General features: G+C 56.1%; 19 protein-coding genes and 1 pseudogene. 13 read left to right on the top strand and 7 right to left on the bottom strand.

What is annotated here, in order from left to right; all coding sequences use genetic code 11:
• Positions 1 to 3: 3 nt before the first annotated feature.
• From OUY36_RS06695 to OUY36_RS06680, 4 genes are all read left to right on the top strand, one after another.
• Complete coding sequence (locus OUY36_RS06695) at positions 4 to 225, top strand: helix-turn-helix domain-containing protein (RefSeq protein WP_041106964.1); 222 nt, start codon at positions 4 to 6, stop codon at positions 223 to 225.
• A 350-nt stretch (positions 226 to 575) separates the two neighbouring features.
• On the top strand, positions 576 to 3,377 hold the full coding sequence (locus tag OUY36_RS06690) for a class I SAM-dependent DNA methyltransferase (protein WP_126189396.1): 2,802 nt from the start codon (positions 576 to 578) through the stop codon (positions 3,375 to 3,377).
• 200 nt (positions 3,378 to 3,577) lie between these two features.
• Complete coding sequence (locus OUY36_RS06685) at positions 3,578 to 5,590, top strand: DEAD/DEAH box helicase (RefSeq protein WP_442807043.1); 2,013 nt, start codon at positions 3,578 to 3,580, stop codon at positions 5,588 to 5,590.
• A complete protein-coding gene (locus tag OUY36_RS06680) occupies positions 5,583 to 6,791 on the top strand; it encodes a GIY-YIG nuclease family protein (RefSeq protein WP_023082699.1) in 1,209 nt (402 codons plus the stop codon). The genes OUY36_RS06685 and OUY36_RS06680 overlap by 8 nt, the downstream gene beginning before the upstream one ends.
• A gap of 103 nt (positions 6,792 to 6,894) precedes the next feature.
• Here OUY36_RS06680 and OUY36_RS06675 read toward each other — a convergent pair whose 3' ends face one another.
• The 5 genes and pseudogenes from OUY36_RS06675 to OUY36_RS06655 all read right to left on the bottom strand — a co-directional run.
• On the bottom strand, positions 6,895 to 7,305 hold the full coding sequence (locus tag OUY36_RS06675) for a hypothetical protein (protein ID WP_052649197.1): 411 nt from the start codon (positions 7,303 to 7,305) through the stop codon (positions 6,895 to 6,897).
• A 1-nt stretch (position 7,306) separates the two neighbouring features.
• Positions 7,307 to 9,634 carry a hypothetical protein gene (locus tag OUY36_RS06670; protein ID WP_041106970.1) on the bottom strand — a complete coding sequence of 776 codons (2,328 nt, stop codon included), beginning with the start codon at positions 9,632 to 9,634 and terminating at the stop codon, positions 7,307 to 7,309.
• On the bottom strand, positions 9,597 to 11,249 hold the full coding sequence (locus OUY36_RS06665) for a hypothetical protein (RefSeq protein WP_126189397.1): 1,653 nt from the start codon (positions 11,247 to 11,249) through the stop codon (positions 9,597 to 9,599). Before OUY36_RS06665 ends, OUY36_RS06670 begins: the two co-directional genes overlap by 38 nt.
• Positions 11,246 to 12,445, bottom strand: coding sequence for a site-specific integrase (locus OUY36_RS06660; protein WP_227343405.1), 1,200 nt, complete (start codon positions 12,443 to 12,445; stop codon positions 11,246 to 11,248). Before OUY36_RS06660 ends, OUY36_RS06665 begins: the two co-directional genes overlap by 4 nt.
• Positions 12,446 to 12,648: 203 nt before the next feature.
• Positions 12,649 to 12,777 (bottom strand): annotated as a pseudogene (locus tag OUY36_RS06655) (tRNA 2-thiocytidine(32) synthetase TtcA); the annotation flags it as partial.
• A 133-nt stretch (positions 12,778 to 12,910) separates the two neighbouring features.
• Between OUY36_RS06655 and OUY36_RS06650 the strand changes: the two are divergent.
• The 4 genes from OUY36_RS06650 (at position 12,911) to OUY36_RS06635 (ending at position 15,683) form a co-directional block, all read left to right on the top strand.
• Positions 12,911 to 13,504, top strand: a complete 594-nt coding sequence (locus tag OUY36_RS06650) for a DNA-J related domain-containing protein (protein ID WP_102840723.1) — start codon at positions 12,911 to 12,913, stop codon at positions 13,502 to 13,504.
• A gap of 139 nt (positions 13,505 to 13,643) precedes the next feature.
• Positions 13,644 to 14,243: a Yip1 family protein gene (locus tag OUY36_RS06645; RefSeq protein ID WP_110777799.1), complete on the top strand. Its 600-nt coding sequence runs from the start codon at positions 13,644 to 13,646 to the stop codon at positions 14,241 to 14,243.
• Between the two features lie 181 nt (positions 14,244 to 14,424).
• The gene (locus OUY36_RS06640; protein ID WP_267932389.1) at positions 14,425 to 15,126 is read left to right on the top strand and encodes a Yip1 family protein; all 702 of its coding nucleotides are present in this window, start codon (positions 14,425 to 14,427) and stop codon (positions 15,124 to 15,126) included.
• 62 nt (positions 15,127 to 15,188) lie between these two features.
• Positions 15,189 to 15,683, top strand: coding sequence for a SprT family zinc-dependent metalloprotease (locus tag OUY36_RS06635; RefSeq protein WP_063541194.1), 495 nt, complete (start codon positions 15,189 to 15,191; stop codon positions 15,681 to 15,683).
• Positions 15,684 to 15,698: 15 nt separating this feature from the next.
• Here OUY36_RS06635 and OUY36_RS06630 read toward each other — a convergent pair whose 3' ends face one another.
• Positions 15,699 to 16,877, bottom strand: coding sequence for an MFS transporter (locus OUY36_RS06630; protein WP_267938111.1), 1,179 nt, complete (start codon positions 16,875 to 16,877; stop codon positions 15,699 to 15,701).
• A gap of 189 nt (positions 16,878 to 17,066) precedes the next feature.
• On the opposite strand from OUY36_RS06630, the gene napE reads away from it, so the two are divergent.
• The 5 genes from napE (at position 17,067) to OUY36_RS06605 (ending at position 21,173) form a co-directional block, all read left to right on the top strand.
• Entirely contained in the window at positions 17,067 to 17,246 is a 180-nt protein-coding gene (gene napE / locus OUY36_RS06625) for a periplasmic nitrate reductase, NapE protein (protein ID WP_063541192.1), read from the top strand.
• 61 nt (positions 17,247 to 17,307) lie between these two features.
• Positions 17,308 to 17,562 (top strand): chaperone NapD, encoded by a 255-nt coding sequence (locus OUY36_RS06620; protein WP_267937313.1) that lies wholly within the window; start codon positions 17,308 to 17,310, stop codon positions 17,560 to 17,562.
• Positions 17,562 to 20,066 carry a nitrate reductase catalytic subunit NapA gene (gene napA, locus OUY36_RS06615; protein WP_063541190.1) on the top strand — a complete coding sequence of 835 codons (2,505 nt, stop codon included), beginning with the start codon at positions 17,562 to 17,564 and terminating at the stop codon, positions 20,064 to 20,066. Before OUY36_RS06620 ends, napA begins: the two co-directional genes overlap by 1 nt.
• Before the next feature lie 11 nt (positions 20,067 to 20,077).
• A complete protein-coding gene (locus tag OUY36_RS06610; protein WP_267937311.1) occupies positions 20,078 to 20,566 on the top strand; it encodes a nitrate reductase cytochrome c-type subunit in 489 nt (162 codons plus the stop codon).
• 10 nt (positions 20,567 to 20,576) lie between these two features.
• Positions 20,577 to 21,173, top strand: a complete 597-nt coding sequence (locus tag OUY36_RS06605) for a cytochrome c3 family protein (protein WP_063541188.1) — start codon at positions 20,577 to 20,579, stop codon at positions 21,171 to 21,173.
• Positions 21,174 to 21,246: 73 nt separating this feature from the next.
• Here OUY36_RS06605 and dcd read toward each other — a convergent pair whose 3' ends face one another.
• Entirely contained in the window at positions 21,247 to 21,813 is a 567-nt protein-coding gene (dcd, locus tag OUY36_RS06600; protein ID WP_063541187.1) for a dCTP deaminase, read from the bottom strand.
• Positions 21,814 to 22,043 lie beyond the last annotated feature (230 nt).

The following is a 22,043-nucleotide window of genomic DNA, read 5'->3' as shown; positions in this document are numbered from 1 at the left end:
GTCATGGATAAGTTGGCGAAGGCGTTAGGGGAACGCATCCGGACGCAGAGAAAGGCCTGTCGGATTTCTCAGGATGCTCTAGCGCTGGCCTGCAGTATGGACCGTAGCTATATGGGGCGAATCGAGCGTGGCGAAGTAAACATCACCGTCGAGAAGCTCTATCGCATTGCAAGCGAGCTCGCTTGCGATCCATCCTGCCTTCTGCCTCAGTTGTCAGAGCTGTAGCTCCGCATCTGATCGAGAGCGGTGTTCAAGAAGGCCTGACCAGATCCAGGCCAAATTTCGCTCTCAGATCAAAACCTGGTCTGCGGCTTTTTCGCATTACAGAAGCGCCTTCCTTTATCATCCCCCGGCATCGTGTAGTGGTTGATTTCCCGGTCACTGGCTCAGGGCGCTCAGATGTCGCTGCCGATGGCATTAGGCATGCGTCAACGCTTCTGAGCAGAGCTGAGTTGCCGATGCTGACGCCAGGCTGACAGAGCAGCATGTGCCGGCCGGGAGGTAGCCATTACCCAAAAATTTAGCGGCTAAAATCGCCGCATTCGCGCATCAGCGATGCTGGATAGTGGTAAACCATGAATGCAGTAGAAATTGAGTCCGCCATTTCGGACCTGGCCTTTGAGCCCTTTGACGCGGTGGAGTTTCCGTTCACCTTCCTGGCCGCATTCGGCAATAAGGAAACCGCTCTCAAGCGGCTGCGCGCCGGCAACAACAACGCCTCGGACGTACCTCGCGGCGTACTACTGCGCAACAACATTCATATCGCCACCTGCGAGCCCGGCAGCGTGGGCGATACGCTCAAGGCATTGCGTGCCAGCCCGGCCACCGCAAAAGCCAAGGCCAAATTCATCCTCGCTACCGACGGACAAACGCTGGAGGCCGAGGAGCTGATCACGGGTGAAACCATCACCTGCGGCTATCCAGACCTTCCCAACCATTTCGGCTTCCTGCTGCCGCTGGCCGGCATCTCCACCATCAAGGAGATCAAGGACAACCCCATCGACGTGCGCGCCACGAGCCGCTTGAACAAGCTGTACGTCGAGCTGCTGAATGAAAACCCAGACTGGGCCAAAGCCGAACGCCGCCATGACATGAACCACTTTATGGCGCGGCTGATTTTCTGCTTCTTTGCCGAAGACACCGACATCTTCACTGGCGATGGTCTGTTTACCAAGACGGTTGAGCAGTTCAGCGAACGCGACGGCTCCAACACCCACCAAGTGCTGTCGGAAATCTTCCGCGCCATGAACATCAAGCTGGCCGAGCGCGCCACCGCTCAGCCGCGCCTACCCAGTTGGGCCAACACCTTCCCTTATGTGAATGGCGGTTTGTTCTCCGGCAGTACCGAAGTGCCACGCTTCACGCGCATGGCGCGCACCTACCTGCTGCACGCTGGCAACCTCAACTGGCAAAAAATCAACCCAGACATCTTCGGCAGCATGATCCAGGCCGTAGCCGATGATGAAGAGCGTGGCGCACTCGGCATGCACTACACCAGCGTGCCCAACATTCTGAAAGTGTTGAACCCGCTCTTCCTGGATGACCTGCGTGCTCAACTAGACGCTGCGGGCGACAACAAAGCCAAGCTGCTGAACCTGCGCAAGCGCATGGCGCGCATCCGTGTGTTTGACCCTGCCTGCGGGTCCGGCAACTTCCTGGTTATCGCCTACAAGCAGATGCGCGAGATTGAAGCCGAGATCAATCGCCGCCGAGGCGAGGCCAACAATAAATCGGAAATCCCTCTGACCAATTTTCGCGGCATCGAACTGCGCGACTTTCCGGCAGAGATTGCCCGTCTGGCGCTAATCATTGCCGAATTTCAGTGCGATGTGCTGTATCGCGGCCAGCAGGATGCGCTGGCGGAGTTTCTGCCTCTGGATGCGCAGAACTGGATCGTTTGCGGCAATGCGCTGCGGCTGGACTGGCTGAGCATCTGCCCGCCAACGGGAACAGGCGTGAGAGTGCTCGCCGATGACTTATTTGGCACGCCTCTCAATCAGACAGAAATTGATTTCGAGAACGAAGGTGGGGAAACGTATATCTGCGGGAATCCGCCGTATCTTGGCTCACGGGATCAGAAGGACGAACAAAAGGCTGACTTGCAGACTCTTTTCGATAGGCGAATCCAGAACTGGAAGTCGCTCGATTATGTTGCCGGCTGGTTCATTAAGGCCGCTGATTACGGCACCAAAACCCGCTCTGCTGCGGCTTTCGTGTCCACCAACTCCATTTGCCAGGGTCTGCAAGTTCCAATCCTGTGGCCGGAGATATTTGCCAGTGGCCGCCAAATCGAATTTGCCCACACATCCTTTCGTTGGGCCAATCTTGCCAGCCACAATGCAGGTGTGACTGTAGTCATCATTGGCATCACAACGCAGCCACGCAATCCGAGGCGCTTGTTCTCTCTGGACGACTCGGGACAGACCATCGAACGCCAATGTGCGCATATCAATGCATATTTGGCGGTAGGTGATAGTGTCATTGTGGATAAGACTAGCCAGCCCCTGGGTACGCAGAGTGAGATGACTTTTGGAAATACTCCAATAGATGGCGGTCATTTGCTGCTCTCGCGGGACGAACGCGACGCCCTGCAACTCACACCTGCTCAGCAAGGCCAATTTATTCGCCGGATTTATGGCTCCGCTGAGTTCATTCGCGGCCTGGAGCGTTACTGTCTGTGGATCGAAGATCAGCACTTGGCTGAAGCACAAACGATCCATCCTATTGCTCAACGTCTTCGTGATGTGCGCAATATGCGACTCAACGGTGGGAAGACAGCAAGGGACATCGCTGAAAGACCACACCAATTCCAAAGAATGTACTTCGGCAAGCATTCAACGCTCATTGTCCCTAGCGTCTCCTCCGAAACTCGCGCGTATCTGCCCTGCGGTTATGCGCCTGCCGGGACTATCGTTTCCAATCTCGCCTTCGCCCTCTACGATGCTCCGCTCTGGAACATGGCCCTGATTGCTTCCCGCTTGCACTTAGTCTGGATCGGCACTGTCTGCGGAAAAATGAAAACTGACTTTCGCTACTCGAACACTCTTGGCTGGAACACCTTCCCAGTGCCGCTACTCACCGAGCAGAACAAGGCGGACCTGACGCGCTGCGCCGAGGACATTCTCCTGGCCCGCGAAGCCCACTTCCCCGCCACCATCGCCGATCTGTACGCCCCGGACGCCATGCCGGCCAACCTGCGCCGCGCCCACGAGCGCAACGATGAAGTGCTGGAGCGTATCTACATCGGTCGGCGTTTTAGAAACGATACCGAACGACTGGAAAAGCTGTTTGACCTCTACACCAAGATGACAGCAGATACATCGAAGGCCGCGCCGAAAAAGCCACGAGGGAAAAGGCATGAGCGATACCCTTGCTAACCTGACCACGCCCCCCGAAGGCTACGGCGAGTGGTTAGCTGATCTCAAAGGCCGCATCCACAATGCCCAGGCGACGGTACTCTCATGGAGGAAGAATCACAGTGACTAACACTACCAACCCGACCAACAGATACACGGTGCCGTCGGTATCCATTGCTACCGCGCACACTGGGGCATCCAGCAAGGCAAATGAGCTGGGCATGCGTACCATGCAGGAACGCGCCTATACCAAGCGCGGCGAACAGTATTTGCTGATTAAATCGCCACCGGCATCAGGTAAGTCCCGCGCCCTGATGTTTATCGCCCTGGACAAGCTCCATAACCAGGGACTGCAACAGGCTATCGTCGTAGTGCCGGAGCGCTCCATTGGCGGCAGCTTTGCCGATGAATCGCTGAGCCAACATGGCTTCTACTGGGACTGGCAAGTAGCCCCCCAGTGGAACCTGTGCAATGCACCAGGCATCGATGAACCGCGTGTGGCCAAGTCCAAGGTAGATGCAGTGCGCGCCTTCCTGACCAGCAGCGACAAGGTGCTGGTCTGCACCCATGCCACCTTCCGCTTTGCCGTGGAAGAGTTAGGCATCGACGCTTTCGACAACCGCCTGATTGCCATCGACGAGTTCCACCACGTTTCCGCCAATCCGGACAACAAACTGGGCAGCCAACTGAGCGCGTTTATCAACCGCGACAAGGTGCATCTGGTTGCCATGACCGGCTCCTACTTCCGTGGTGACAGCGAGGCCGTGCTGGCCCCGTCGGAAGAGAACAAATTTGAGACAGTCACCTACACCTACTACGAGCAGCTCAACGGCTACCGCTGGCTCAAGTCGCTGGATATTGGCTACTTCTTCTACACCGGCCGGTACGTGGATGCGGTCGCCAAGGTGCTGGACCCGGCACTGAAAACCATCGTCCACATTCCAAACGTAAATGCCCGCGAGAGCCTCAAGGACAAAGAGCGCGAGGTCAACGAGATCATGAGCGCGCTCGGCGATTGGCAGGGTGTAGACCCGACCGCCGGCTTTCACCTGATCAAAGCCAAGGACGGCCGCACGCTGAAAGTGGCCGACCTGGTGGATGACAGCGACCCAGGCAAACGCTCCAAAGTGCTCGGCGCATTGAAAGACCCGGCGCAGAAAAACAACCGCGACAACGTCGATGTGATCATCGCTCTGGGCATGGCGAAGGAGGGCTTTGACTGGATCTGGTGCGAGCATGCGCTGACCATCGGCTACCGTTCGAGCCTGACCGAAATCGTGCAGATCATTGGCCGTGCCACCCGCGATGCAGAAGGTAAAGAGCGCTCACGCTTCACCAACCTGATCGCAGAGCCAATGGCTGATCAAGCAGCTGTAGCCGAAGCGGTAAACGATATGCTCAAGGCCATTTCTGCCAGCCTGCTGATGGAACAGGTGCTCGCCCCGCGCTATGAGTTCACCCCGAAAGATACCGGGCCGAAAGAAGGCTTCAATTATGGCCCGGAGGGGTATCAACCGGGCGGCACCAACCTGGGTGTGAATGAAACCACGGGCCAGTTCCATGTCGAGATTAACGGCCTGACCACGCCGCAAAGCACAGAAGCCACGCGCATCTGCAAAGAAGACTTGAACGAAGTAGTGACCAGCTTCCTGCAGGACAAAACCGTGCTGGAGCGCGGCCTGTTCGATAAGGAGAACACCCTGCCGGAAGAGCTGACTCAACTGCGCATGGGCAAGATCGTGCGCGAGCGGTACCCCGATTTGAGCGACGTCGACCAGGAAGCCATCCGCCAGCACGCCATCGCCGCCATGAACATTACCCAGCAGGCCAAGTTGGCTCTGGCGCAGGCAGATGCAAACGGTAGCGACAACGTGCAGGGCAGCACAGCACTGCTTGATGGCGTGCGCAAATTCGTTAACGTGCGCGAGCTGGACATTGACCTGATCGACCGCATCAACCCCTTCGATGCCGCCTATGCGGTACTGGCGAAGGCAATGGATGAAAAGTCTCTGCGCCAGGTTCAGGCCAGCATTGCCGCCAAGAAGGTGAGCATCCCCGAAGATGAGGCGCGAGAGCTGGCCAAGCGTGCCCTGCAGTTCAAGAACGAGCGCGGCCGCCTGCCCGACATCAACTCTGCCGATGCCTGGGAAAAACGCTTGGCTGAAGGCGTAGCAGCATTGGCACGCTACCGCGCCCAAGCCAAAGCGGCGCAGGGGGAATCCGCCAATGGCTGATATGAACGATGACGACCTGCTGGAGGCGCTGGGGGTAGAAGTCCCCACGCTCAAGACAGCCACTCGAACTCCTCGCGAAGAGCGCATCATCGCTGGTTTCGAGGACATTCAGCGCTTCTATCAGACCCACGGCCGCGCTCCGCTGCATGGCGAAGACCGCGACATTTTTGAGCGCTTGTATGCCGTGCGCCTGGATCAACTGCGCAAACTGCCAGAGGCACAAACCCTACTGGCCGGTCTGGATACTCACGGCCTACTGTCAGGTACTGCGGTCACCACGACTAATGTGGATGACCTGGATGAGGACGCCTTGCTCGCCGAGCTGGGCATCGGTAGTGAGTCCGTCGAGCAGGACGACATAACGGTACTGAGGCATGTGCGTTCCAGTGCGGCAATAAAAGCGGCTGAAGAGATGGCCGCTCGGAACCCCTGTAAAGACTTCGAGAATTTCAAGCCGCTGTTTGATGAAGTGGAAGTAGGCCTCAAGCAAAAGCGCTGGGTGACCAAGCCTTTTGGCAAGAACGCCAGCATTGAGGCTGGAGACTTCTTCATTCTGAGCGGGCTCATTGCCTACGTCGCCGAAGTCGGGGACACCTACAAAACGCCGAATGCGGAGACGAACGGGCGTTTGCGCGTCATCTACTCCAATGAGACGGAAAGTGATCTGTTGCTACGATCCCTACAGCGGGCGCTTTACAAGGACAGTGAGGGGCGTGCCGGATCTCGGCTGATCAAGGTCGACTCAGGCCCACTGTTCAGCGACATCGCCGAGCCGGACGACATAGAAAGCGGCACTATCTATGTGCTGCGCAGCCAGTCTAACCACCCCTTCGTGGCCGAGCACCGCGAGCTGATCCACAAGATCGGCGTAACCGGAGGCCGAGTGGAAACCCGCATCGCAGGCGCAGACAAAGACGCCACCTACCTGCTGGCTGATGTGGAGGTGGTCGCTACTTACAAGCTGCACAACCTGAACCGCACCCGGCTGGAAAACATCTTCCACCGCCTGTTCGGCGCGGCGCAGCTGGACTTGACCATCGAAGACCGCTTCGGCCATCCGGTCAAACCTAGGGAGTGGTTTCTGGTGCCGCTGCATGTGATTGATGAGGCGGTTGAGCGCATTCGAGATGGGTCGATTACCGGTTTTGCGTATGACCCGCAAACAGCTCGCCTAGTCAGCGAAGGGGCAATTAAAGCGTGATGGTCATATCCGGGAGAAAGCAAGTCTTCTCTCCTGGATGCCCCCTTGGATTGCACACCAAGCGTGTGCCCAATACGGCATAGTCGAGGAGGTGTACGAATGATTAGCCATTTTGTATCTCTTCAGGTCTTTTCTTGATCAAGGCATAGAGATCAAGGTTGGGAATGGCATTGGCGTTCAAAAGCATCCTCTCAATCATACGCAGTTGCTCTGCATTATTTCTTTTGAGAACCGCAACCTCAGCCTTCAAGTGCTCTATTTGCTCCACAAGCTTTACTTCAGAAGCAGTTATCTTTGTGAGCAGGGAAGGAGTTGCGCCACGAAGTTGAGCTTTTTTATTCTTATAATATGTATTGATACCGACATAAGTGCATAGGGTTTGTCTAGTTGTTTTTATGCCAAGCTCAAGCTCTACCTTAGCGACCAGCGCGTCCCAAGTCAGCTTACCTACCCACTTAGCTAACATAATCTCAATTTTACGCTGTTGCTGAGCTGATATTTTTGGTACTACCACATCACACCTCCCCTTCAGACAGACCGAAAGAGGATAAAAGAGAGCGCAACTCGGGATTAGCATCAGATGCTGTTCTGGCAGTCTTATCTTCAATAATACCCTTCAGGCGAGCCTCAAAATCCGGTAGGGCACACGCGACCTTTGTAATGATCTTGGTATTTAGATCGGTCAAACTGAACTCAGAATTTTTATTTGAGTAACGAATCATCGTTCCGACAGGCTTACTTTTCATCAAATCATTCAGCATGGATAGAATATGGGTATTTCGCGAGTGAATTAGATACCACTGCCTCATCGCCTGGGAGTTTGGTAAGCGTGGATCACACGCTACCGATTCTAATCTCAAAGTTTGAAACGATAAATCTTTCTCAAAAAACTCGATTGTCTTCACATCGCCTGCTATGTGACAAGTCTCCGGACACATGAAGCACTGCGAGACGAAATCGTTCAAATAATTGCAAGGCGTTACATTAAGATTTTGAGTACAAAGACCGGTGGAGGTGACAGATGCCGGCAGGTTGGTGGTTTGTGTAAGTTGATTTTGGGAAACGACTCGAATATCCCGCCTGTCGATATCTGGCGGATTCAATATCGCACTCACACGACTGGCTTTCTCGTCGTGAGTCGTATGAATATAAGTATGGGTTTGCTCGGGATTCTTTCTGCCAGACCAAGCAGTGATAATTTCAACTGGAATGCTACTTAAATCAGCAAGGGTGTTAGATAAGTGCCGCAGACTATGCGGTCGCAGAATTAATTCTGACGAAAATCCGTAATCCTGAAAAATCGATGTCGTGTAGCGCCCCTGGCCGACCAGTCGAGTAAGAACCGAGGCGCCTAGCGACGCTAATGGCACCACCGCATAGTTTGTCTTTTGAAAAACTTTCCCACCACTTCCGACACTCTCGGGCGCACCATAAAGCCAACTCCCCAAGAAGCAGAACATGGCATCCTTAAGCTTGATACTTGATTCTCCGCTTGAAAATGAGAGTGGAAATTCCGGCAAAATTGATGTCCTATAGAAAGCAATCCACCACTCCTGCACTTCTTCAACCGAAACGACAGACTTATCGGAAAAAACTTTTGGCATATTGGCGTACCCGAACAAGTGGGGTAATCCTGCTAAAGCTGCACTTCTTGTTTGCGACACGGACAACTGATCTTTAGGCCGCAATGAATAAATCGGTTTTTTTTCGAAAAAATGGCCTCTTTGACTTTTATAGGTGGAAGTCAGATCAACTCCTTCCTTAAGGATCGGAACGCAATCATTAGCCCCATAGAACCCTAATGCATAACCCAATGTGAAAAGATTGGGCCGCTGCGCTAAATTTAAATTCCTCTTTAGTTCTGGCGCTATCTCGAACCCACCAAGCAACGCTTTCAAGCTTTGGTCCGGGTTCTCGTAGAATCGACATAGAATTCTCGCTGGCTCGCATGCTTTGTAAAAGAAGTTCATGGCTTTCTTTATCGGATCAGCGAGCACCGCAAGTATGTGGTTCTTGTTGTTCCCGTAGCCTTTACTTCCAATCCAGTCGAGGTAATAAACTGGCTCTCCATTGCTTTCAGAGTAACAATGCAGTCTTTGTTTAGGAAGAACAGGTATTTCCGCAGAAGTTCGATTAGGCGACGCCAGCGACAGCGTTCCAAAAGTCACTACTAAGGCATCATGGATTTTTATCTCTTTACCAGGGCGCAGCGAGCCATGTTCATCCACATACTCAAATACAGTAGAGAAGATGTCGGCTAGCGCAAGCACTGCTTGGATATCTGGAAGTTTCTCCAGCGTATTGTCAAACGTGGCATGTCCCGTCCTGTCTCTGCTGTCGCTGCCCTTCAGGTTGACCTTTCGCATCACCCCCTTTTCAGCGCAGAACGCGAGAAACGGCCGCAAGCGGTCAGCTGAACGCGCCCCCAAATTAAGACTGGTGATTGTGCACTCTGATTGCTCATAGAGATCACCATCCATGAGTGACAACAATTTCCTAGCTACCGACGTCCGAATTTTTTTCTCGTTGACGGAAAGTGGTGTGTTCGTTGTTTCTATGATCCACACTTTTATCAGGTGGTCATAGGGGTAAGGAAGGGCGTATATGGGATGGTTGCCGGCGTTGCTTTTGCCCTTACGCCCATGTACACCACACAAGAATCTGGTTCGGCGGCCAGTATTGGGGTCCACGTGATACCAGACCAAATCATCAAACTCCGCCTTCTTGCCGCCATGTCCTTCAAATTGCGCTAGCTCGGCTTCGCGATATTCGTTGATGAGCCGCTCCAATCGGCCAAGGTATTTGTTAAGCATTGATTGTGCGCTGCCTTGCGAGTTCTTCATCGCAAACCATTATTGTCTGCTTCACCCAAACAATCTGTCTCTCCAGTTTTTCAATACTTCGGGCGTAAATAGGACTAACTAGGGAGTTGCGGTTTGCAGCAAGCTTGCCCTCTGCATCAGCCAATACCGACCTGTGATCAGCTTCTAGCATCGGACGAAAGTTTGGGCACCCATAACACCCCAATGGTCTCCCTAAAACAGTTGAACAGGTCGCGCAGGAATGCTTGTTGAGTGCCCCACCAACAGGGTTGAACTTATTGTCGACAATGACCTCATCGCCTTCCGGAACGACAGTTAAGGTATGGCTAAAAGCCTTCTTTAGAAACTCATTTCCGATATACTTTGTGTCAATCTCTCTCCTAGATACATAATCCAAATCTATGTAATGCCTTGCAGCCGGCACGGTGACACCTGTCATCTTGGCCAATTGAACGGCGGGCAGACCATTTTGAGCACCGCGAGTTAATACGGTGTGACGAATTCTATTGGAAGTAGCCATACATTCGACAGTTCGATCAGAGGCAACCGGAACCCATCTCATGGCGTGTGCAACTGCAGTCTCCGATATGTGGTAGGCAGTAGACTTTGGCGTAAACATGCTTTTGAACAAATCTAAAGAGTCAAATCGCACTTTAAAAAAATCAACCGCTGGAAACATAGGCATATCATTCATGAGGCTCAAGAGTTCAGATTGATCCACTTGAATCTCTGCTGAGTCCATCACTAGTCTGAGCCCTTCCAATACCACCCGTTTATAGTCTATAAGAACCCCTGAGATATATTCGGAAAGATGTATTGGATAGCGCTCGGGCCGCTCCCTTGAGAATTGTGCGCCCTTAGACTTAACTATGAACACTCTAAGCTGCAATGTTTGCCCCCCTACCGTGCCGATTTCGTCCACAGGAAGAATTCCCGCGTCGCGAAAACTCGCACCCGAGGGGATCAAATCAGACCATTTCAATAGCGCAATTTGAATTGGCCGCCTTACGATGGAGAGCAACAACTTGTTAGTGACTATATTTCTGAGCCGCGCATATAGCCTCGGCGACTGAAAAAACAAAAGATCCCGACTGGCGCCCCAGTCGAACTCTTGTATATTTTCATTGATCTGCCTGGCTAACGAGTCAAACTCAATATCGCTTAGTGCCCCAATGGAAGGATCAAGAGTATTGTCTTTACCCTTGTCCAAATGTGTCCGCGTATACTTGTGATATTCTTCATACCGTGTATTACCTTGCCTAGAGAGCGTCCCAAAGAACTGATTGAGCCCCTTCTTATTGTTTGTCTGCAGCCCACTCCATATAGATTTAACTCTGGCTAAGGACGGAATGCCATTCAACATAAATGGCTTTACATTGCAAACGATACCTGACGCCGTACTCGCAGCCTTGGTTCGTACGTAGTCCACAAATACACTCAGAATTAAGTTTTTATCATCATCTGGCATGTTAGACGAATGAACCCAGTCAACGCACAACCGTTTTCCTTTTCCATTATTCGGCAGTAATATCCATACATCCTCCGAGGTATTTACCATCAGGCCAGATTTGGCCGTAATCCATGAGCCTTCATTAGTCAGAGACTTAAAAACTTCCCGCCTCTTCTCGCGAGTCATTTTTGCGGATCCACTCTTTTTTGATGCGCCATTGATATCTCTCTCGTCTTCAGCGCAATTCGCTTTTCATTATATCGTCTGTTCTGAGTCGTATTTTGCGACCAGCCCATGGCATATTTTCTAGCATCCTCAAGCAAAGCCGGATTGACCCCAAGCGACTCCCCTTTCTTATCAAAAATTTCATTCCATTTGTGGCGCAACAAATGAGGATGGACATGAAAGCCCAGCGACCTAGAGAGCTTTTGAAATATTGCATTTATTGCCTTTAAAGAAAGAGGCTGACCCGCAGTGCCTTTAGAGTCATTTTCGCTGACAAACACGAAGTCATGGAATTGCGCACGAGGAAAGACAATACGAACGTTGTCAATATAGAACTTAACCTTCTCCAAAAAACCTGGATCAACCGAGGCGAAGTGTGCTTTTGTCTTTTGATTGGGTTTTTCAGAGCGCAGATCTGTTGGATCATTTGCAGATCGATAAATAGCTAGCTGATCGTTAGTGCCATGAAATAGACAGTCAGAAATCTTCAATTTTGCCAGCGCACCTCTTCTGATGCCGCTTAGGACTAGCAAATTGACGATCAAGTAATTCCTCACCCTAGATGCTTTAAAGGGATTATTAGGAGAGGACGGCATCACCATCTCTAAAAACTTTACGAAAACGTCATCCGGGATCACCGATTCCTCAGGATCGCCAACATGTTGCCCTCCATTCTTGCCAAGGGCATCTTCATCTAACCTAATTTCTGCAATAAGCCCATTAAATTTATTTTTTGTTTTTTCGTCAGCATCTTGCACTTCGTGAAACTCATCGAACAACCATAAAAGAAATTGTCGAAGTCGTCTGATGCGACCTTGCAAGGTTTCGCTAGCGACCTTTGCCATCCCTTTCTGATTGGCAACAATGATGTTCCTTAGATGTTTATCATTTATATCTAGAAATCTTATATTTATACCTTCATCACCAGAACCCTTACTTAAGCAGCATCTGTCATAGAACTGCATGTACTCCATCTGGGAGATAAAAATGCCCGACGCAACTCGTTCGGGTAGGTCAATATTTTTTTCCGAAAAGTACTGCAGCACGAACAGCAGTTCATTTGCGTACCTAAATCTCGTATTGGCCGATTTAGCAGATAAAGCACCATTGAGGTAGCAGGAAACATACGGATCAATAGGGCAATCCGCTTCGTCCACTATCGACACGAAGGGCAACGAATTGAATTGGTATCGTTTGACTTTCATAATTGACAAAAAAGCTAGTCCAATAACCGATTTAGTTACAAACTAGTCCATAAATGAGTTCTGTCAAACGAGAGGAAAGGAAAAGCGACGGAAGGCGGGGCTTACAGGCAATGTCTACAGGTTTATAGGCTTTACAAATATTTTTTTGGTTATAACTTGCCGCCGGACAGGCAGACCATGACCTTGTCGCCATCCTCGATCATGTTGAAGTCGGTGACGGCCTCGCCGGCAAGGCGGCGCAGGCGCTTCTGCAGTTTGTTCTGGTTGACCGAGAGGTTGCCCATGTCAGGTGTCCGGGTGAGATGCGAAAACTGCGCATTTTACGCGCAAAGAAGCCGCGGCCGCAGCCCGTTCGCCGTGTGGCCGATGTGAACCAGCCCCGGCCCTCCTCCGCTGGCCCTGTGCTAGTCTCGGCCGATGGACGACCTCTCCCCCGCACTGGATCTGCCAGACCACCTGCTCATTCTGTTGCAGGAAAAGCCCGAGGGCCGCAGCGAGTACGAGCTGATCCAACAGCTCAAGCGGCGGCACAGCACGCACGTGCCGAATTTGCCGCTGACCGACAAACTGGTGCTGTTTCGCACGCATTTCCTGGTGTTCAACGCACTGTACTTGCTGCGCGACCGACTCTGGGCCGAGGCCAGCGGCCATCTGCAGATCAATCCATTGCATGTGCAATTGCTGCCCTATTCGGCGGCCAGTGCCGGGCTCACCGAACAGGACGCGCTGCGCGAGTACTACCTTGACCTGAGCAACCTGCGGGATACCGACGAGGACGACGTGGAGCGCCTGCTGGCCAGTTTCTGGACGCGCATGCAGGGCAGCGACGAGAAGCGCGCGGCGCTTGAGCTGTTCGAGCTGGACCGCTCGTCCCAGCCATTGACGCTGGAACTGATCAAGCATCGCTACCGCCAGCTGGTCAGCCTGCATCACCCGGATCGCGGCGGGAGCACTCAGCGCTTGCAGTCGATCAACTTGGCCATGGAAATACTCGCGCGCTATTACCACTGACCACATAGCTTCGAAACGCTCTAACGCCGCGGATGCATCCGCGAGCCGCATTCCTATACTGCGACATAAGGTCGCACGCGCCGTCCTCCGATGACGACCGCCAGGCGAAGCGACCCTCCAAAACAGAGGAGACGCTGGCATGATCAATCACGTTTGGGGTTTGTTCGCCCATCCCGGGCAGGAGTGGAACGAGATACGTGGCGAGGAAGAAACCGTCAGCCACATGTATCTCACCCATGTACTGGTGCTGGCAGCGATACCCGCTGTCTCGGCCTATATCGGCGCGACCCAGGTGGGTTGGAGCATCGGCGGTGGAGAGCCGGTCAAGCTGACGCAGGCCAGTTGCATGCAGCTGGCGATACTTTCCTACTTCGCGATGCTCGCCGGCGTCGCCGTCATGGGCGGCTTCATTCACTGGATGGCGCGGACCTATGATGCCAACCCGACCCTCACCCAGTGCATCGTCTTCGCTGCGTATACCGCGACTCCGTTGTTCATCGGCGGCCTGGCCGGGCTTTATCCGCATCTGTGGCTGGGCATGCTCGTGGGTACGGCAGCGGTCTGTTACACGGCCTACCTGCTTTACGTGGGACTGCCGAAATTCATGAACATCCACGAAGACGAGGGTTTCATGTTTTCCAGTTCGGTACTGGCCGTGGGGCTGGTCGTGCTGGTGGCAATCATCGCCATTTCGGTGATCACCTGGGGGATGGGCATCGGCCCGGTTTACGTTCGCTGAGCCATCCAGTCGTCACGAGGCCGCCTGCGGGCGGCCTTTTTGCGTCCTGAAACTCTCACAGCTCGCGTGCGGCAAAAGGTCTGCGCACATCAAGGGAAACCCTCGGCGCCTCGACCGTTCTAAAGCCATATCGCCGCCGGAGCTATAAGTCGGGCGGCTCTCAAGGCAGACGGAGACCCGTATGATCCCGCACTTCATGACATTGCTCACCCGCCCCGATCAGGCGTGGGCAGATATCCGCCGCGACGAGGAAAAGAACAGCTCCAACTACCTTGTCCATCTGTTGCTCTGGGCCTTGCTGCCAGCGATCTGCATGTTCATCGGCACCCGTTACGTGGGCTGGAGCCTGGTGGAGAACGAGCGGATCTGGCTCGATACACGCAGCGCGTTTCAGCTGAGTGCGCTGATCTACATAACCATTGTGGTCGGCACCTTCATCATGGGGTTCTTCCTGCGCTGGATGTCTCGCTCCTTCGATGCACGGCCGACCTTCAACCAGTGCGTGGGCTTCATTGCCTATGTCATCACGCCATTCTTCCTCGCCGGCCTCGGTGCGCTCTACCCGACACGCTGGATCGCCATCCTGGTGCTGGTAGCGGCAGGCGCGTATTCAACCTATCTGCTGTTCGTCGGCCTGCCGACCTTCATGCGCATCAACAACCGCAACACCTTCCTCTACGGTGCCAGTACCTGGGGCGTCGGCCTGCTGGTGCTGGTCAATCTGAAGGTGCCGATGATCCTGTTCTGGATGCTCGCGCTCGACCCGACCTATGAACGCAATACCCCGCAGAACCAGAGCTACGGCTTCGAGGAGAATCGTCCGCAGGACGAACCGGGTGGCGTGGACAACGAACGCCGTTTCAACGAACGACCAAACGAGTGACGAACGAGCTGCTCGGCGGGTAGACGCTTTGGCATAATGCGGCGCTCCCAGGGAGTTGCCCAATGCCCGAGCGTCTCAATGCCCGTGTCGAAGCCTGCTACACGCTGGCCGAGCAGTTTTTCAAGCGCCGCTTCCCCCGCCCTGAAGTAAGCCTGAAGCTGCGTGGGCAGAAGGCCGGCGTGGCCCACCTTCAGCAGAATCTGCTGCGCTTCAACGAACAGCTGTACCGGGAGAATGCCGACCACTTTCTGCGCCAGACAGTGGCCCATGAAGTGGCCCATCTCGTCGCTCACCAGATGTTCGGCGCGCGCATTCAGCCGCATGGCGAGGAATGGCAGCTGATCATGCGTGGCGTATACGAGCTGCCAGCGGATCGCTGCCATAACTACGCCGTGCATCGACGGCCCGCCACCCGTTATGTTTACCGCTGCAGCTGCCCGGACCAGGATTTCACCTTCACCGCTCAGCGCCACGCGCTGGTTGGCAAAGGCCGGCGCTATTATTGCCGGCGCTGCAAGACGACGCTGTCGTTCACCGGTGAACAGCGCCGCGAATGAAGACTTCGCACCCGATCAGAGCGCTCGAGCTCGCCAACCGGCAATGACGAACAGCGCCGCCAGCAATGCCATCAATGGCAGCCAGCCGGCATGATCCCAGACATAACCGGCGCCATAGCCCACCACGCTCGAGCCCAGGTAATAGGCACACAGATAGAGCGCCGAGGCCTGCGCACGGGCACCTCGCGCATGGGCGCCCACCTGTCCGCTGGCAACAGCATGCGCTGCGAAGAAACCGAGCGTGAAAACCCCGAGACCGACGACGATGCTGACCAGCCAGGGCGTTGCGCATAGCCCTACGCCAAGCAGCATGAGCGCGACGCCGCCACGCAGCACCCGGCGCGCACCGAAACGCGGGACCAGGCGCCCCGCCCAACCGGCACTGAAAATTCCGGCCAGGTAGACCACGAACAGCAGACCGATGAAGGTCGAGGAAAGGCCGAACGGCGCGCCGGCCAGCCGAAACCCGATGTAGTTGAATAGCGCGACGAAGCCTCCCATGAGCAGGAAGCCCTGCAGGAACAGAGCCCGCAGGATCGGATTACCCAGATGCATGCGGAAGTTCGCCAGCAGACCGAGCGGCGAGAGCGCCTGCGCCTTGAAATGGCGAGACGCCGGCAGCAGCCAGACAAACAGGACCAGGGCGAGCAGCCCCAGCGAGGCAATCCCGCCGAGTGCCAGCTGCCAGCCACCCAGATCGCTCAGCAGGCCGGAAAGCAATCGCCCAAGCATCCCGCCCAGCGCCGTGCCGCCGATATACAGCCCCATCGCCGCGGGCAACGAATCCGGATCGAACTCCTCGCTGACATAAGCCATGGCCAGCGCCGGCAGCCCGCTCAATGCCAGGCCCAACAACGCCCGCAGGAACAGCAACAGCTGCCAGGACTCGACCAGCACGCAGGCCAACCCGAGCAGACTCGCCAGCCCAAGCGCCGCAGCCATCACCGGCTTGCGACCCCAGCTTTCGGCCAGCGCAGCGGAAACCAGCAGACACAGCGCCAGCGATAGCGTCGTCAGCGACAGTGCCAGGCTGCTGCTTGCAGCCGACACGGCATAGTGCTTCGCCAGCAGCGGAAGCAGGGGCTGGATGCAATAGAGCAGCGCGAAGGTCGCGAAGCCGGCGCAAAAGAGGGCCAATGTCGCACGGCGATAGCCGGCGCTGCCGCGTCTGAGATGTGAATCCTGAGTGACCATCGCAAGCATGTACTCCAGCGCAGCCCGCAAAAAAAGCGGCGAAGGCTAGCACAAGCCACCGGCATCGTCGGCGCCTGGCGCGATGCCACCCCCCATCACGCTCACAAAGCGAACCGCCGTACGTCGAAACGAACATTGCCCTCTGCCGGTCAGTAACTAGACTCCTCACATGCCAGTCGGAGTAGAACAATGACATTAACGCCGAATGACACCTCCCCCTCGAATACCTCGAGCAAGCGCGATGAGACGCGCCTTTTTGTTTTCCTGATCGTCTTCCTGTTTCCCATCCTCAGCGTTGCACTGGTCAGCGGCTATGGCTTCATCGTCTGGATCGTGCAGATGATCTTCGGCCCGCCCGGCCCGGCCTGAGCCAGCCTCTACCGACCTAATCGGGCCCCTGCCCTGTCGCCAATCTGGACGGAACACGCTGATGGGACATCCCCTGCATATTGCCAGCCTGCTGGTCCATTGCCGGCCCGAGTGGCTGGCCGCTCTCAAGACCAACCTGCGTCTGCTGCCGGGTCTCGAACTGCACCAGGAGGCCGCCAACGGCAAGCTGGTGGTGGTGCTCGAGGCAGAGCACGAATCACGCATCCTTGCCTCGATCGACCATATCCAGCAATTGCCCGGCGTGCTCAACGCCGCATTGATCTATCACGAAGAACTCCTTGAAGGAGACGCCTGATGAGCCTGACTCGACGTCAATTCGCCAAAGCCAACGCTGCGGCCATCGCCGCGACGGTCGCCGGCATGCCGATCGCTTCGACCGCGAGCAACCTGGTCACCGAAGCGGACGCCACCAATCTGAAATGGGACAAGGCCCCTTGCCGCTTCTGCGGCACCGGCTGCGGCGTCATGGTGGCGACCCGAGAGGGCCGCGTCGTCGCGACCCACGGTGACGTCAAGGCGGACGTCAACCGCGGCATCAACTGCGTCAAGGGTTACTTCCTGTCGAAGATCATGTACGGCTCGGATCGCCTGACCCAGCCGCTGCTGCGCATGACTGACGGCAAGTTCGACAAGCAGGGCGAGTTCCAGCCGGTCAGCTGGGAACAGGCGTTCGACATCATGGAAGAGAAGTACAAGGCGGCGCTCAAGCAGGGTGGCCCTGAAGCCATCGGCATGTTCGGCTCGGGGCAGTGGACGATCTGGGAAGGCTATGCCGCCAACAAGCTGATGAAGGCCGGTTTTCGCTCCAACAACATCGACCCCAACGCCCGTCACTGCATGGCCTCGGCCGCATTCGGCTTCATGCGCACCTTCGGCATGGACGAGCCGATGGGCTGCTACGAGGACATCGAGGCGGCCGACGCCTTCGTGCTCTGGGGCTCGAACATGGCGGAGATGCACCCGGTGCTGTGGACGCGGGTCACCGATCGGCGATTGAGCGCGCCCCATGTGAAGGTCGCGGTGATGTCGACCTTCGAGCATCGCAGCTTCGAGCTGGCCGACATCCCGATGATCTTCAACCCGCAGACCGATCTGGTGATCCTCAATTACATCGCCAACCACATCATCCAGAGCGGCGCGGTGAACAAGGAGTTCGTCAACAAACACACCCGCTTCGCCAAGGGTGCGACCAACATCGGCTACGGCCTGCGTCCGACCGATCCGCTGGAACTCAAGGCCGAGAACGCCGCGGTCGCGAACACCTGGACCGACATCGGTTACGAGGACTACGTCGAGTTCCTCAAACCCTACACCCTGGAACACGCCGCCAAGGAATCGGGGGTACCGGCCGAGCGCCTGAAGGCCCTGGCCGAGCTGTACGCCGACCCCAAGGTCAAGGTGATGTCCTTCTGGACCATGGGTTTCAACCAGCACACCCGCGGCGTCTGGGCTAACAACATGATCTACAACATCCATCTGCTCACAGGAAAGATCAGCGAGCCGGGCAATAGCCCCTTCTCGCTCACCGGCCAGCCGTCGGCCTGCGGCACCGCACGCGAGGTTGGCACCTTCTCCCACCGCCTGCCGGCGGACATGGCCGTGACCAACCCCAAACACCGCGCCACAGCCGAAAAGATTTGGAAGCTGCCTCCGGGGACCATTCAGGAGAAACCCGGCTTCCACGCCGTCGACCAGAGCCGCAAGCTCAAGGACGGCGTGCTGAAGGTGTACTGGACACAGGTGACCAACAACATGCAGGCCGGCCCCAATGTGATGCAGGAGATCCTGCCGGGATGGCGCAACCCGGAAACCTTCGTGATCGTTTCGGACGTCTACCCCACCGTCTCTGCCCAGGCCGCCGACCTCATCCTGCCCAGCGCCATGTGGGTGGAAAAGGAAGGCGCCTACGGCAATGCCGAGCGCCGTACGCAGTTCTGGCACCAGCTGGTCAGCGCACCCGGCGAGGCGCGCTCGGACCTCTGGCAGCTGGTGGAGTTTTCCAAGCGCTTCCGCGTCGACGAGGTGTGGCCAGCAGAGCTGGTCGCCAAGGCGCCAGCGCTCAAGGACAAGACGCTGTTCGATGTGCTGTTTCGCAACGGCCAGGTGGACGGCTTCCCAGCCAGCGAGATTGCCGAGGGATACCGGAACCAGGAAGCAGAAGCCTTCGGTTTCTATCTGCAGAAGGGCTTGTTCGAGGAATACGCTGAGTTCGGCCGGGACCATGGACACGATCTGGCGGCATTCGACGTCTATCACCGCGAACGCGGCCTGCGCTGGCCCGTGGTGGACGGCAAGGAAACCCAGTGGCGCTACCGCGAGGGCTATGACCCCTATGTCGAAGCCGGCAGCGGCGTGCAGTTCTACGGCAACGCCGATAAGAAAGCGATCATCTTCGCGCTCCCCTACGAGGTGCCTGCGGAGGTACCGGATGAGGACTATCCGTTCTGGCTCAGCACCGGGCGGGTGCTTGAGCATTGGCACACCGGCAGCATGACGCAGCGGGTCGACGAGCTGCACAAGGCGGTGCCGGACGCGCTCGTCTACATGCACCCCGAGGACGCGCGCAAGCTCAACGTGCGCCGCGGCAGTGTGGTCAAGGTAGTCAGCCGGCGCGGCGAAATGCAGGGCCGGGTCGAGACACGCGGCCGCAACAAGCCGCCGATGGGGCTGGTGTTCGTGCCGTTCTTCGATGCCAACAAGCTGATCAACAAGGTCACGCTGGATGCCACCGACCCCATCTCCAAACAGACCGACTACAAGAAATGCGCCGTGAAGATCGAAGTGGTCAGCATCGCCTGAGGAGAGCCGCCATGAAATTCCGCCTACTGCCGCTGACTCTGCTCGCGGTGTTCGGCCTTGCCATCGCTGCCGAAACCAACTACCCCCTGGATGCCCCCGCGCCCGATGGCCGCCGCCCGGGTGGCACCATCACTCGGGAGTTCACGCCTCCCCCTCTACATGACGAGGAAAACAAGGACATACGCCGCGAGCGCAACTATCCGGAGCAGCCTCCGACCATTCCACACAGCATCCGCGGCTATCACGTCGACAAGAACGCCAACAAATGCCTGACCTGCCACAGCCGAGCGAACAGCGCCCGCGCCCAGGCGCCGATGATCAGCATCACCCACTACACCGACCGCGACCAGCAGACCCTCGCCGCGGTGGCGCCACGGCGTTACTTCTGCACGCAATGCCACGTGCCGCAGCAGGATGTGAGGCCGCTGGTGGAGAACCGCTTCAAGAACATCGACGAGTTGCTGTACCGGGAAACCTCACCATCGACCAACGGAAACTGAGGGGGCCTGGATGAAGTCGATCAAGTCGTTCTTCAAACGCTACTGGGCCGTCCTACGCCGTCCCAGTGTTCACTACAGCCTAGGCGCGCTAACGCTAGGCGGCTTTATCGCCGGGATCATCTTCTGGGGTGGTTTCAATACGGCGCTGGAGGCCACCAACACCGAAGCGTTCTGCATCTCCTGTCACGAGATGGAGAGCAACGTCTACGTCGAGATCAAGGACACTATCCACTACAGCAACCGTTCCGGCGTACGCGCCACCTGTCCGGACTGCCACGTACCGCACGAGTGGACCGACAAGATCGCGCGCAAGATGCAGGCGTCCAAGGAGGTCTGGGGCAAGATTTTCGGCACCATCAATACCCGCGAGAAATTCCTCGAAAAGCGTCGCGAACTGGCTGAGCATGAGTGGGCACGCTTGAAGGCCAACGATTCGCTGGAGTGCCGAAACTGCCACGATTTCGACTTCATGGATTTCACCCGGCAGGGCAAGCGTGCTGCCGAATTCCACTCCACCGCACTGGCCAGTGGCGAAGCGACGTGCATCGATTGCCACAAGGGGATCGCACACAAGTTGCCAGACATGCAGGGCGTACCAGGCTGGTAACCCGAACTCGCGCCATAACGAAAAAGCCCTGAACGGACGTCAGGGCTTTTGTCGATCAGCTATCGCTACGGCGTCACGCCTTGGGTAGGGTCACTCCGCGCTGGCCCTGGTATTTGCCGCCACGGTCCCGATACGAGACTTCACACTCTTCGTCCGATTCGAGGAACAGCATCTGCGCCACGCCTTCATTGGCGTAGATCTTGGCAGGCAGCGTGGTGGTGTTGGAAAACTCCAGGGTCACATGCCCTTCCCACTCCGGCTCGAGCGGCGTGACGTTGACGATGATGCCGCAGCGCGCATAGGTGCTCTTGCCCAAGCAGATGGTCAGCACGTTGCGCGGAATGCGGAAGTACTCGACGGTGCGGGCCAGGGCGAAGGAGTTCGGAGGGATGATGCAGACATCGCTCTTGATGTCGACAAAGCTCTTTTCGTCGAAGTTCTTCGGGTCCACCGTCGCCGAATTGATGTTGGTGAAGACCTTGAATTCATCGGCGCAGCGCACGTCGTAACCGTAGCTGGAGACGCCGTAGGAAATCAGCCGGTCATTGCCCTCAGTGCGCACCTGGCGCTCGACGTAGGGCTCGATCATGCCGTGCTCCTGGGCCATGCGGCGAATCCACTTGTCCGATTTGATGCTCATGGCTGGCGTCCTGAATAGGTTAATGGGCCTGCGAAATGGCGCATCTTACCGAGCCTCGTGCGCGTGTAAAAGCATGGTCGCGGTGCGCGCCGCAGAGCAGGTCCCAGCTCGAGCGCGCCGCTCGGTGAAGAAATCCAAAATAAAGCTCGCTTTGCTGCAGAAAACCGGTATTGTTACTGGGCTGCTGCTGCATGTGTCACCGTGAATCGCTACATGTTTAGATTTCGATC

The sequence above is a fragment of the Stutzerimonas sp. R40042 genome, from assembly GCF_026642215.1.
Classification (GTDB): domain Bacteria; phylum Pseudomonadota; class Gammaproteobacteria; order Pseudomonadales; family Pseudomonadaceae; genus Stutzerimonas; species Stutzerimonas frequens.
This window is presented reverse-complemented; position numbering and strand designations above follow the sequence as displayed.

Bases quoted from the DNA above. Each gene is read 5' to 3' on its own strand.
- napA (WP_063541190.1), top strand. From the start codon at position 17,562: ATGAGCCTGACTCGACGTCAATTCGCCAAAGCCAACGCTGCGGCCATC.
- OUY36_RS06690 (WP_126189396.1), top strand. From the start codon at position 576: ATGAATGCAGTAGAAATTGAGTCCGCCATTTCGGACCTGGCCTTTGAG.
- OUY36_RS06670 (WP_041106970.1), bottom strand. From the start codon at position 9,634: ATGAAGAACTCGCAAGGCAGCGCACAATCAATGCTTAACAAATACCTT.
- OUY36_RS06680 (WP_023082699.1), top strand. From the start codon at position 5,583: ATGGCTGATATGAACGATGACGACCTGCTGGAGGCGCTGGGGGTAGAA.
- OUY36_RS06645 (WP_110777799.1), top strand. From the start codon at position 13,644: ATGATCAATCACGTTTGGGGTTTGTTCGCCCATCCCGGGCAGGAGTGG.
- OUY36_RS06640 (WP_267932389.1), top strand. From the start codon at position 14,425: ATGATCCCGCACTTCATGACATTGCTCACCCGCCCCGATCAGGCGTGG.
- OUY36_RS06605 (WP_063541188.1), top strand. From the start codon at position 20,577: ATGAAGTCGATCAAGTCGTTCTTCAAACGCTACTGGGCCGTCCTACGC.
- OUY36_RS06695 (WP_041106964.1), top strand. From the start codon at position 4: ATGGATAAGTTGGCGAAGGCGTTAGGGGAACGCATCCGGACGCAGAGA.
- napE (WP_063541192.1), top strand. From the start codon at position 17,067: ATGACATTAACGCCGAATGACACCTCCCCCTCGAATACCTCGAGCAAG.
- OUY36_RS06635 (WP_063541194.1), top strand. From the start codon at position 15,189: ATGCCCGAGCGTCTCAATGCCCGTGTCGAAGCCTGCTACACGCTGGCC.
- OUY36_RS06630 (WP_267938111.1), bottom strand. From the start codon at position 16,877: ATGGTCACTCAGGATTCACATCTCAGACGCGGCAGCGCCGGCTATCGC.
- OUY36_RS06610 (WP_267937311.1), top strand. From the start codon at position 20,078: ATGAAATTCCGCCTACTGCCGCTGACTCTGCTCGCGGTGTTCGGCCTT.
- OUY36_RS06665 (WP_126189397.1), bottom strand. From the start codon at position 11,249: ATGACTCGCGAGAAGAGGCGGGAAGTTTTTAAGTCTCTGACTAATGAA.
- OUY36_RS06650 (WP_102840723.1), top strand. From the start codon at position 12,911: ATGGACGACCTCTCCCCCGCACTGGATCTGCCAGACCACCTGCTCATT.
- OUY36_RS06620 (WP_267937313.1), top strand. From the start codon at position 17,308: ATGGGACATCCCCTGCATATTGCCAGCCTGCTGGTCCATTGCCGGCCC.
- dcd (WP_063541187.1), bottom strand. From the start codon at position 21,813: ATGAGCATCAAATCGGACAAGTGGATTCGCCGCATGGCCCAGGAGCAC.
- OUY36_RS06685 (WP_442807043.1), top strand. From the start codon at position 3,578: ATGCGTACCATGCAGGAACGCGCCTATACCAAGCGCGGCGAACAGTAT.